The sequence below is a fragment of the Gardnerella sp. DNF01157 genome (assembly GCF_049244225.1).
Taxonomy (GTDB): domain Bacteria; phylum Actinomycetota; class Actinomycetes; order Actinomycetales; family Bifidobacteriaceae; genus Bifidobacterium; species Bifidobacterium leopoldii.
This window is the reverse complement of record NZ_CP058388.1, coordinates 85,515-97,178: the sequence shown is the minus strand read 5'-3', so window position 1 is coordinate 97,178 and position 11,664 is coordinate 85,515. Positions and strand designations below refer to the sequence as shown.

The following is an 11,664-nucleotide window of genomic DNA, read 5'->3' as shown; positions in this document are numbered from 1 at the left end:
TGAGAAAGCACAATAAAGCTATACAAATGCAATTACATCACAGGACAATTAGCTTGCACATCCTGTTGGAATCCTGACGGATCTCCCAGTTTTGCTTTACGCATATGCTCTTTGAAAAAGTTTCGCGTTGCATCATCACAACGGTCTGGACCCATAAACGGCATGCTAGGCACTTTTTCAAGCTCATGCAAAGCTTTACTTGCCGCTTGTTCATCACTAGCATACGTATCTAACCATTGCCGTTCCCAAGCACACTGATAATAATTAGATGCTTGCGTATCACCATATCCACTCTGGAACTGGCCGTCTTTTTCTTCTCCAACCAAGTTTGCAGGAGCTTTATATTTTTCAGGCCAACTAAGCTTTGCCACAGATTCCTGATATTCCTTCTCTATATGAGCAAAATCAACAATCTCTCTAGGCGAACTATTTTGCGAGCGCGCACCACCCACACCACTCGCATCATTGTTGCCTATTCCTCCACACGCATTAAACATAAGAAGCGTACTAAGCACACCAACAATAAGAGTTGCTTTACCAATAGTATGATTATTCATTATTCCTTCTTTCTTATTTTTTGAAAATTAACGCAATGCTAATGCTGGTTGTAAACGTGATGCTTTTATTGCCGGCACCACACTTCCAGCAAGCGCTGTAATAAAAGCCGCAATAACAGCTCCAATAGCGGCTTCATATGGGTAAACTGGCGGACTAACTGGGCTTGCTACATCCCAAAAACTTGATGCTGTAGACACAAGGCCAAAAGAAACAGCGACAGCAGCAATCGAAACTATCAGCGCTAAAATAATCGCACTGCCTAATACGAGTGAAGCAATCGACCATCTAGTAGCACCCAAAGCTCTGCGTATAAGCAGTTCATGCGTGCGCTGCTCCAACGATGCTAAACCAATATTGATTAAACCTAACGCGGAAACAAAAAGCAATAATGCTGCTACGATAGCAAAACTTAATTGCAGTACTGTTATAACATTCTCGTAATCATCACTATTATCATGTCTTCTAATTTCGTTTACTTGTCCACCACAACAGTCGTAAAGAGCGTCTGAAACATAAGATTTAATTGATTTTTGAGAACGATTTTCTTTATTCAACCAGTAGATTGAGCCTTGAGCTTCTTTTCCAGAATATTCCCAAAGAGTTGGAGCGTAACGTAATAATCCTAGAATATTCACGTATACTTTTGCTGAGTCTACGCCATCGTTCACAACTCCAACAATCCTTATAGGACTCATTTGTGTTGTTTTACGAGAAGTAATAAATGCTACTTCACCAATCTTGTATCTTTTGCTAGCAGATTGGTTTACTACCATTTCTAATGCGTTGCTTTTAGCGCTATTACTAAACCATCTTCCACTTACAATAGGTAAGTTATAAACTTTGTTGTATCCTGCCGTAGTGTAAACAGCGTCAACATATTGAAGATTGCCAGTCTTATATTCTTTGCTTATTTTTACACTCTTCGAGGCTGGCATAGAAGCGCTAAACAGTAGTCCAGTGTTTGGTTGTAGCATAACGTTAGCGTTACGGTTTGCGGATTCAATGCGATTTAAGAATTTGTTAAATACTGAATATTCGTCAAAATTTTGTGCTGAAAAAGTAATCTCGTATGTTGGTCTACGACCATTTAGCTGTTCATTAGTTGCAATAAGATAGTCCTTACCAACCGTGCCGATAAGCACTGACGCAATAACGGCAATGATGCCGATAAACATTGAAAAACCTGTGAGGAAGGATCTCATAGGAGACAGGCGCAAATCTTTAAGCAGCATGATCATAAAGAACACCGCCTTCCATAGTAAAAATGTGAGAGCAAGAACGAGCCACTTTCATATCATGAGTGACTAATAGTAATGTTGTTCCAGATTCTTTAACACGATCATGCAACACTTGAAGCACTTTTTCTCCCGTACTACTATCGAGTGCACCAGTTGGCTCGTCACAAATAAGTAATTCGGGATTAGTGACGAGAGCACGCGCTATCGCAACTCTCTGCTGTTCACCGCCTGATAAACTTCCAGGGTATTCGTTGAGTTTATCTTGCAATCCAACAGCACATAATGCTTCTTCTATCGTTTTTCTTCTTGTCTGCTTGCTTTGTTGTAGCCCTGCGTATAAAAGCGGCAACTCAACATTTTCTCTAATGCTTAAATGCTTAATGAGAGAATAGTTTTGGAAAACAAAACCAATATTTCTAGCGCGCATATGCGATACTGTAGTATCACTACACTTTTGGATTGACTTGCCAGAATAATAGTATTTTCCAGTAAAATTTTTATTCAAAAATCCAATAATAGAAATAAGACTCGTTTTGCCAGATCCAGACCTGCCAACTACCGCGTATGTTTCACCTTGATTAAGTAGCATAGACGCAGAGTTGACAGTGGTAAGCCATTCGCCATTGCCTAGTTTTACACGCGCTGACACGTCTTGTAGTTCAACCAGTGGAACAGGATTGTTTCCCATAATCATTGCACTCCTGGAATGAGATCAGGAGAAACACCTGCTACAACATCACCCTCATGCAAACCAGACGTAATCTCAATATTAGCGCCGTCACTTATTCCAAGACCAACTTCTTTACGCTCCCAATTATCGCCTTTTTTGTATGAGACTAAACCTTTTTGAACTCTTCCAGCAACCGCACTAACGGGCAGCGTTAGAACCGATTGTTTATGCTTGCCATTAAAAACAAGCGTCGCATTTTGGCCTGATTCTACTTCTGTGCTTTTATCTATTAAACACGTTAAAACTTTTGACGATACACTAGGTGTACTTTGCGCGCTCGACTCATCTGTTTGAGTCGAATCAGCATTATCATTCTTGCTACTACCCGAGGCTGCAATATCGGTAGAAGTTCCACCGCTTTGTACTATTTGCAAACAATTGGTTGGTCCAACACCGTCTTCAATTTGGAAACGACCTTTAACATCTGTAATATCCGCAGAACGAAGTAAAGCTTTTGCATTAAGGCTTATTGAAAAACCTTCATATTTAAGAGTGAATAGTGAGAAAGATTTAGGCACGTCCGCAGATGATTCAGCTACTGACACAACTTTAGCGTCTACGGGAGCAATAATTTTGTTACCAGCATTGTAGCCTAGAACACTCCCAGCTTTTACAGTACTGCCTGCTTTTACCGATGGAGAAAAATTCCCTCTACTTACAGCAGTGATAACAAAGGTAGACGATTGTTCTATCGCTGCTTTACCCGACACAACTTGTGTTAAAGGCTGTTTTTTGACTGAAACAAGCGGAACTGAATCATGTGATGCCTGCTGTTGACTATCATCAACTGCTCTACCAGAGCATGCAGTAAGCAAACACACTGGCAGAGCAGCAAGCAAGAGTACTTTCATAAATTTACTCATAATACAAATCTCCTTACTCACCAAACTCGTAGACACATAGTATGCGTCGAAACAAGCCTCTCAAACTGATCCAAAATAAATAAAGTGCTTGATAATGTTACAATTGACGCTTTTATAATTGTCACTTTATTGAAGATTTAAGCTTTTGCTTAATAGCCTATAATCGCCGTAAAGAGTTTGCATCAGACTAAATGATGATTTTATTTATGATTCTTGGAGCTTGCGTAATACCAGAGAATGATTTGTTTTGCATAGAGTTTATACACTACTGAGCGACTTCCGTGCGCATAGCCCCCAACCACATTGTGATTAAATCACTAAGCTTTAAGCGAACTTATTCGCTGCGGAGTAACCCCCATAAGCTCCAGTAACTACCTTTATACAATCTGCTTTGTAAAGGTTTTCCTAGACAAGATATTCATCATACAAATTCAAGTACTATTATTACTTAAATAATGCTTTTCTAAAGGAGCAATATGATAGCAAAGCATATTACTGTTGGCATTGTTGATGATGATTGTTTTTGTCTACACGGCCTAAAAACATATATTGAACAGGTTGTTCCGTCCTGCAATATTTGCTGGTTGTCCACGTGCGTCGATCAAGCAATTCAGTTTTGTCAAAATCAATGCCCAGACGTGCTGCTAATTGACATGTATATGTCTGGGGTTTCGGGAATTAAAATATTATACGAATTGCGAAGAAGATACTCACTCCCAATAATAATTGCTATAACTTCATTCCCTATCAACGATTATGCTTTAAAAGCATCAACAGCAGGCGCGCAAGGCATTGTTGGAAAGAACCACCCAGAAACCATTTGCGCCATGCTTAGCAGTATTGCCCATGGCACGTTCAAGCCACAAATAATAGGAGATCTTCATTTTGACGACACGACGACAGCATTTCAGCGTTTGCAAAATAAGCCAAAAAATGGACGCCTTGCTTTAACGAATCATGAGACTGAAATTATAAAGTTGTGCAGTAAAGGCATGACTAATGCGCAAATCGCCAAACGTTTATTTGTTGAAACTTGTACTGTGGAAACTATCCTTCGTCGCGTGTTCAAAAAATTGAATGTGACAAATCGTTCACAACTTATTACTACATGGCTGCATGATGAATATTTAGGAAATGATACACAATGATTATTTTCTTAATGCGTCGTTTACGAGAAAAGCTTATTGACAATAAAACATTTTTACTATTGGGATGTTTGTCAAGCGCAATGGATGCATATATTTACTCGAATAGCGACAATAGCACAATACAACTTGTTATAGTTTACATGATTCTTGCTGCTATAAATCTGTTTCTTTGCTTGCTCCCGCATTTTATGAGCATGTGCTATATTTTTGTACATCTCAGCATTCTTGTTATTCCTAGTCTGAATCTTCCACCAGTAACTTTCGGGCTCATCATATCATTTGTTTTTATTTCGTATTTATATCCGATTCAATTTACACTACCTTTATTCTTAGTAATAGATGCATTACACTACGTTGCATACCGATACTTATCAACTTTGTCTTTCAAGTATCTTATTGCTTACCTTTTAATAAATATATTTTGCGTTTGCACTGGTATTATTTTGCGCATTTCTCACCAAAAAATGGTTCTTTATGAAAAAGATAAGCAAACAATTAATAATCTTCATCTGGCTGTGCGAATGCACGATAGATTAACTAATAAGATTGCAGATATTGCACTACAAAGTAAAATAGCATTACTTGACAAGTCTATTTCTAAAAAACAGCGAAGTGCTATTGAGGCAATAAATGATTTGGCAGATCAGGCTTTTGAAGAAGGACATAATATTATCGACATTCTACGTGGAAATACTGCTAAGCAAGATGCTCGAAGCGAGTTCATCCAGCACATTGAAGATACACTACAAATGAACGACTCAATCAATACATCTTGTGGATTAAAAGGAAGATCCATATGCAATATATCTAGTAACGATATTCCTGAAGACATTAGCAATGAAATCATCTGTGAAGTTATTGAATTAATCGAAGAACTATATTTGAACATGCGAAAATATGCTTCTTTAGTTTATTACATCAGAATTTCGATACGCGAAAAACAAATTGTTATAAAACAGTTCAATGTTCGATTTTTGGGCGGAAAAAGTAAAGATGCAATTCGCTCAGTATCTCAAAAAGGACTTCTGCTTCATCGCGATACCATAAAGCATTTAGGCGGTTCACTCTATTTTCGAGCCTTTGGTAAGTATTGGGAATGTAATGCAGTTATTCCTTTCAAAAATGAACATAACTGTATAGATAGTATGCTTTACTGATTCAGTTTAAAAGATTAATAAATCTTAAGCAGTTTTAGTTAGTAATTATTTGTAAAGGTTTTCATATACAAGATATTGTTTACCTTTTAGCACGCCATTAATTTATAAATTGTCAAAGTTTTATATACACAATTATTTTCTTGTATTAGAAGGAGAAGAATATGAGTAATTTAGAAGATACAAAAGCACAAATTCCGTCCGTATTTTGGACAATAGCCAATGGTGTATTTCTTGCTAGCGGAATTGCGCTGATTGTAATGCGTAATGATTATCTATGGGGGGTGCCTCAAATTATCGCTGGATTATTTGGTCTTGCAACCATGTTTCTCATTAAAAAACCGTGGTGCGCGCAGCTATATTTTATCGTATCTTCACTAGCTGTAATAGCAAATGGGCTTATGGAAATATTCGGCATAATCCACGGATCTGGATACGGTTATGTTCCGCTGATTATTGGCATAATTGTGCTTCTATTTATAGGCCTTGACAAGGATGAAAGTTCAAAAGCTCTTGGAATTGCCAAGAATAAATAAAAGCATTAGACTGCGATTTTAACTTAAAAACATATCACAATTTTCAAAGGTCAAGTTGCATCCATGCATCCTACGGCTTGACCTTTACTTATTTATCCGTTATTTATTTGTTTTGCATAGAGTTTATGCGTTACTAAGCGACTTACTTGCGCATAGCCTCAACCACATTGCTTTGAATCACTAAGCTTTAAGCGAACTTATTCGCTGCGGAGTAACCCCCGTAAGCTCTGCAACATCACGAACCGTCAATCCCTGATTCCTTAGTATGCGAACCGTTTCACACATAAGCATAGATGCCTCTTGCTGAGTTTTTATAGCTGCCGATTTTGCATCTAACATGCGCTGAAGCATAAGCTCATCTTGCTCACTAAGTTTCGGAGTTACTTTCACGCCATTGACTTTAACATTTAAAGTTGCAGCAGCATCTTTTACCATTGCTGCAACCTGATCAAGCCTACGCACTTGAGTAAATAATCCTGGTATTTCCGGCACTTCTATCTGATATTTTCCAAAGTACTTTGGATTTTGCAAGATAGGTTGGTTCGTGCGAAGTTACTTTTCCTGCGCAAGCTCGATTGGCGGATGCTCCGCGCGGAAAGCATTTACGTGCGCTTCAGACGCATACCCTAACGCAAAACCAGTAATCAGCGCATACTCCGGAGGAATGTCGAATACTTCGTCAAGCGGTGAACGCCATGTAGCAAGAACGCCAAGGGGGCATGAATCTACGCCTTGCTCTTTAGCTGCCAACAGTAACGTTTGTAGCATAATTCCAGCATCCAGCGCAGCAAACGGCAGAAAATCGCGGCGAACAAGCACAAATCCCATAACTGGCGCACCGAACGCCTGGAAGTTGCGCAAAGTGTGAGCATTTCGAGCAGGAAAATCTTTGCGATCAATATTTAAATGTTTATACAACGCCAACCCTAAACGAGCGCTACGCTCTTTAAGTGATTGTGGATACGGAGCCATTACAGGAAAATCTCCATCCGGGTGGCTCATTTTCTGCGCTATCAGGCGCTCTTCTTCGCTAAGGGTAGCGTCTTTAGTACGAAACATTGCTTTGCATTTTTGCACATATGCGTCGATTAGCTGCTGCTTGCGTTCTCCTTGAGCAATAGCGAGCATGTAGCCACGCGTATTGGACCAGCTCGGTGATTGTGCAGCTGTTTGCAAAATAGTTTCAAGTATTTTAGAATCGACAGGTTTATTTAGAAAATCACGTGCAGAAAATCGCGACTTTGCGAGTGCTTCAAAAGTTTGTGTAGTCATGCTTTTAGTATATCGCACCGAATACGCACGCAGTGTTCTCTCTCGTGTTTGCGCGACGACCTGCTTGAGTGCTTATAGCGCGAGAGTTCCGGCATTTTTGACCACAAATGCCCGCAGTTTTTCCTCGTGTTTGGAGTGTGTCGGTGTGTGTTGCGCTCCATTTGTGAGAACACTCTCTCACGTTTGGAGGGTTAACCCTCGCTCTACGCTCCATTTGCGAGACGACACTCGCACTATACGTGCTCGCTACGAAACTCGCGTTGGAAGTCCACTGGACTTCCAACTTAAGCGAGTTTCCGCTCCGAATTGCCTTCGCGCGCTAAATCGCAGCGCTCAGACAGGTCGTCGCGCCCACGTTTGAAGAATTACAGATAACAGTATACGAAAACGAAAAAACAGTATGCGAATATGAAAAAAGCGGGGAGTAAAAAACTCCCCGCTAGAAAAATAATGCGGCAGCGTGCTAGTCTCCCACACCCTATCGAGTGCAGTACCCTCGCCGTGTCAGGCCTTAGCTTCCGGGTTCGGAATGGGACCGGGCGTCTCACCTGAGCCATGACCACCGCAAAACTAGATTATACACTCAAAACCATTGAGTGGCAACACGTGGCGGTTAGGGAACCGGACATGAACGCGCGTAAAAACTCTTTTACCAACTGATCGTTAAGCAAAACATTCAGTACTCATTAACGCTAGAAGAATAATACTCATAAGGAACTCACCCTCCCCACTAGTAAAAGTGAGGAAGAATGTCACCATCGCCCGTTAGTACTAGTCAGCTCCACCCCTTACAGGGCTTCCACATCTAGCCTATCAACCACGTGTTCTACATGGGGGCTCACACACTAAAGTGCAAGGAATGCTTATCTTGGAGCAGGCTTCCCGCTTAGATGCTTTCAGCGGTTATCCCTTCCGAACGTAGCTAACCGGCAGCGCCACTGGCGTGACGACCGGCATACCAGAGGTTCGTCCACCCAGGTCCTCTCGTACTATGGGCAGGTCTCCTCAACATTCCAACGAGCGCAGAGGATAGAGACCAAACTGTCTCACGACGTTCTGAACCCAGCTCGCGTGCCGCTTTAATCGGCGAACAGCCGAACCCTTGGGACCTGCTCCAGCCCCAGGATGCGACGAGCCGACATCGAGGTGCCAAACCATCCCGTCGATATGGACTCTTGGGAATGATCAGCCTGTTATCCCCGGGGTACCTTTTATCCGTTGAGCGATGCCACGTCCGTACGCCGGCACCGGATCACTATCTCCGACTTTCGTCCCTGCTCGACCCGTCAGTCTCACAGTCAAGCCCGCTTGTGCGATTACACTCAACACCCGATTGCCAACCGGGCTGAGCGGACCATTGAGCGCCTCCGTTACTCTTTAGGAGGCAACCGCCCCAGTTAAACTACCCGCCAGGCACTGTCCCTGACACGGATAACGCGTCGAGGTTAGACGCCAGATATGGAAAGAGCGGTATTTCACCTGTCGACTCCACGCAAGCTAGCGCCCACGCTTCACAGCCTCCCGCCTATGCTACACGATCCACACCTAACGACAATACCAAGGTATAGTAAAGGTCCCGGGGTCTTTTCGTCCTTCTGCGCTTAACGAGCATCTTTACTCGTACTGCAATTTCGCCGGGCTCCTGGCCGAGACAGTGGGGAAGTCGTTACGCCATTCGTGCAGGTCGGAACTTACCCGACAAGGAATTTCGCTACCTTAGGATGGTTATAGTTACCACCGCCGTTTACCGGGGCTTAAATTCACCGCTTCACCGAAGCTAACGGATCCTCTTAACCTTCCGGCACCGGGCAGGCGTCAGAGCGTATACAGCGGCTTACGCCTTCGCACGCTCCTGTGTTTTTGGTAAACAGTCGCTACCCCCTAGCTTGTGCCACCCCCAACAGCTCAACAATGTAAAACCATATCACCATCAGGGGTCTCCCTTATGCCGAAGGCACGGGAGTAATTTGCCGAGTTCCTTGGCCAGGATTCGCCCGATCGCTTCGGTATACTCTACCAGACCACCAGTGTCGGTTTAGGGTACGAGCGGAATCACACCTCACGTTGAAGCTTTTCTTGGCAAGCAGGATCACCGGAATCAGCCTTACAGCCTACCCATCACGCCTCAGCTTAACATCCCCCGGATTTACCTAGGAGACAGCCCACACGCTTAGCCACGGAAAACCACCTCCGCAGCCGGCTACCTACCCGCGTCACTCCCACGCTAACCTACTACCGATACAGTCCCAACACAAACCCATCAACAACCCCGAAAGGCAATCAACAAGAAAATGAAGGTTAGTACTCTCAGATTCAGTTCGAACGGTGTAACACCGGTACGGGAATATCAACCCGTTCATCCATTCGACTACGCCTGTCGGCCTCGCCTTAGGACTCGACTCACCCGGGGACGACGAACGTGGCCCCGGAACCCTTAGTCATTCAGCGGACGGGATTCACACCCGTCTCTCGCTACTCATGTCTGCATTCTCACTCCTGTAAAGTCCACGACAAGTTCACACTGCCGCTTCACCCCATACAGGACGCTCTCCTACCCCGCATGAACAAAATTCATGCAGCCGCGTCTTCGGTGGCGTGCTTAAGCCCCGCTACATTGTCGGCGCGGAACCACTAGACCAGTGAGCTGTTACGCACTCTTTCAAGGATGGCTGCTTCTGAGCCAACCTCCTGGCTGTCTATGCGACTCCACATCCTTTCCCACTTAGCACGCGCTTCGGGACCTTAGACGACGATCAGGGCTGTTTCCCTTTTGACGACGGAGCTTATCCCCCGCCGACTCACTGCCGTGATAAACCTAACAGGTATTCGGAGTTTGGCTGCTATTGGTACCCGGTATGGGCCCGCAAGCATCCAGTAGCTCTACCCCCTGTAAGCAATAACACGACGCTGCACCTAAATGCATTTCGGAGAGAACCAGCTATCACGGAATTTGATTGGCCTTTCACCCCTAACCCCAAGTCATCCCCCCAGTTTTCAACCTAGGTGGGTTCGGTCCTCCACACGGTCTTACCCGCGCTTCAACCTGCTCAGGGCTAGATCATCCCGCTTCGGGTCCAGGACATGCGACTCAAACGCCTTTTAAAACTCGCTTTCGCTACGGCTCCCCCACCCGGGTTAGCCTCGCCACATACCACTGACTCGCAGACTCATTTTTCGATAGGCACGCCGTCACCCCACAAAGAAGGCTCCGACGGATTGTAAGCGCACGGTTTCAGGAACTATTTCACTCCCCTCCCGGGGTGCTTTTCACCTTTCCCTCACGGTACTAGTACACTATCGGTCAGACAGGAATACTTAGGCTTACCCAACGGTCTGGGCAGATTCACGCGGGATTCCACGAGTCCCGCGCTACTTGGGAATAAACATAAAGAGACATCGCACGACAAGCTACGGGGCCATCACCCTCTACGGCTGGGAATTCAATCCCATTCACCTAGCACGACATTTTATCACTCTCCTCAACCCCGTCAGAGGCTGAACAGTCCATCCCACGACCCCGAATGCGCAACACCTGACGGCTATCACACGCACCCGGTTTAGCCTGATCCGCTTTCGCTCGCCACTACTCACGGAGTATCCTTTCCTGCAGGTACTGAGATGTTTCACTTCCCTGCGTACCCCCCACAAAAACTGTGGTGACCACTCATAACAGTGGCCGGGTCTCCCCATTCGGAAATCCTCGGATCAAAGCCCACTCGGCAGCTCCCCGAGGCATATCGCAGCCCGTCACGTCCTTCATCGGTCCTGTCTACCAAGGCATCCACCATACGCCCTTACCAGTGACAAACACTAAAGTAAGAACCCATCAGCAAAATTCTCTAGACAAAAAATCATCACACTAAACGATCACAAAACGATCAAGCGACTCCAACAAAAGGAGCCGGTTGAAATTGATAAAAGCAAAAAAATCGAAACCAAAAAAGTCTCGCATTTTACTCGCGTCCACTATCCAGTTCTCAAACCACCACAACACCACAAAACCAGCATCAACACTCAAAAAGCATCAACCTGAAATCCTGTGAGTCAAGGACCGCAACCCCAAAACAAGGGGGGTGGCAATCCGGGAACCCAAAAGCATGCCCAACAAACTCATATAAACGTTAACCACTGTTTTCCACACCAGTAACCACACTCAACCGAGCGT

9 protein-coding genes and 2 rRNA genes are annotated in these 11,664 nt (G+C 44.1%); 3 read left to right on the top strand and 8 right to left on the bottom strand.

All coding sequences use genetic code 11. The annotated features are described in order from the left end of the window. Positions 1-32: 32 nt before the first annotated feature. Genes HXT38_RS00385 through HXT38_RS00370 form a run of 4 tightly spaced genes read right to left on the bottom strand, consistent with a single transcriptional unit; the run spans position 33 to position 3,389 of the window. Entirely contained in the window at positions 33-557 is a 525-nt protein-coding gene (locus HXT38_RS00385; protein WP_004104843.1) for a hypothetical protein, read from the bottom strand. Positions 558-584: 27 nt separating this feature from the next. Continuing rightward, positions 585-1,796 (bottom strand): ABC transporter permease, encoded by a 1,212-nt coding sequence (locus HXT38_RS00380; protein ID WP_421791839.1) that lies wholly within the window; start codon positions 1,794-1,796, stop codon positions 585-587. Then, complete coding sequence (locus HXT38_RS00375) at positions 1,780-2,490, bottom strand: ABC transporter ATP-binding protein (protein WP_421791837.1); 711 nt, start codon at positions 2,488-2,490, stop codon at positions 1,780-1,782. The genes HXT38_RS00380 and HXT38_RS00375 overlap by 17 nt, the downstream gene beginning before the upstream one ends. Further along, complete coding sequence (locus tag HXT38_RS00370) at positions 2,487-3,389, bottom strand: efflux RND transporter periplasmic adaptor subunit (RefSeq protein ID WP_032842258.1); 903 nt, start codon at positions 3,387-3,389, stop codon at positions 2,487-2,489. Before HXT38_RS00370 ends, HXT38_RS00375 begins: the two co-directional genes overlap by 4 nt. A gap of 476 nt (positions 3,390-3,865) precedes the next feature. Between HXT38_RS00370 and HXT38_RS00365 the strand changes: the two genes are divergently transcribed. From HXT38_RS00365 to HXT38_RS00355, 3 genes are all read left to right on the top strand, one after another. Beyond that, a complete protein-coding gene (locus HXT38_RS00365; protein WP_064340328.1) occupies positions 3,866-4,537 on the top strand; it encodes a response regulator transcription factor in 672 nt (223 codons plus the stop codon). Then, positions 4,534-5,694 carry a hypothetical protein gene (locus HXT38_RS00360; protein WP_064340327.1) on the top strand — a complete coding sequence of 387 codons (1,161 nt, stop codon included), beginning with the start codon at positions 4,534-4,536 and terminating at the stop codon, positions 5,692-5,694. The genes HXT38_RS00365 and HXT38_RS00360 overlap by 4 nt, the downstream gene beginning before the upstream one ends. A 161-nt stretch (positions 5,695-5,855) precedes the next feature. Continuing rightward, positions 5,856-6,227, top strand: a complete 372-nt coding sequence (locus tag HXT38_RS00355) for a hypothetical protein (protein ID WP_004112863.1) — start codon at positions 5,856-5,858, stop codon at positions 6,225-6,227. A gap of 180 nt (positions 6,228-6,407) precedes the next feature. Here HXT38_RS00355 and HXT38_RS00350 read toward each other — a convergent pair whose 3' ends face one another. The 4 genes from HXT38_RS00350 to HXT38_RS00335 all read right to left on the bottom strand — a co-directional run bounded on the left by HXT38_RS00350 (position 6,408) and on the right by HXT38_RS00335 (position 11,307). Next, the gene (locus HXT38_RS00350; RefSeq protein WP_231880178.1) at positions 6,408-6,758 is read right to left on the bottom strand and encodes an XRE family transcriptional regulator; all 351 of its coding nucleotides are present in this window, start codon (positions 6,756-6,758) and stop codon (positions 6,408-6,410) included. A gap of 21 nt (positions 6,759-6,779) precedes the next feature. Further along, positions 6,780-7,499, bottom strand: a complete 720-nt coding sequence (locus tag HXT38_RS00345; RefSeq protein ID WP_064340399.1) for a nitroreductase family protein — start codon at positions 7,497-7,499, stop codon at positions 6,780-6,782. A gap of 450 nt (positions 7,500-7,949) precedes the next feature. Next, positions 7,950-8,066 (bottom strand): 5S ribosomal RNA (gene rrf, locus HXT38_RS00340). A gap of 179 nt (positions 8,067-8,245) precedes the next feature. Next, positions 8,246-11,307, bottom strand: a 23S ribosomal RNA gene (locus tag HXT38_RS00335). Positions 11,308-11,664 lie beyond the last annotated feature (357 nt).

Bases quoted from the DNA above. Each gene is read 5' to 3' on its own strand.
- HXT38_RS00345 (WP_064340399.1), bottom strand. From the start codon at position 7,499: ATGACTACACAAACTTTTGAAGCACTCGCAAAGTCGCGATTTTCTGCA.
- HXT38_RS00365 (WP_064340328.1), top strand. From the start codon at position 3,866: ATGATAGCAAAGCATATTACTGTTGGCATTGTTGATGATGATTGTTTT.
- HXT38_RS00375 (WP_421791837.1), bottom strand. From the start codon at position 2,490: ATGATTATGGGAAACAATCCTGTTCCACTGGTTGAACTACAAGACGTG.
- HXT38_RS00385 (WP_004104843.1), bottom strand. From the start codon at position 557: ATGAATAATCATACTATTGGTAAAGCAACTCTTATTGTTGGTGTGCTT.
- HXT38_RS00360 (WP_064340327.1), top strand. From the start codon at position 4,534: ATGATTATTTTCTTAATGCGTCGTTTACGAGAAAAGCTTATTGACAAT.
- HXT38_RS00355 (WP_004112863.1), top strand. From the start codon at position 5,856: ATGAGTAATTTAGAAGATACAAAAGCACAAATTCCGTCCGTATTTTGG.
- HXT38_RS00370 (WP_032842258.1), bottom strand. From the start codon at position 3,389: ATGAGTAAATTTATGAAAGTACTCTTGCTTGCTGCTCTGCCAGTGTGT.
- HXT38_RS00380 (WP_421791839.1), bottom strand. From the start codon at position 1,796: ATGATCATGCTGCTTAAAGATTTGCGCCTGTCTCCTATGAGATCCTTC.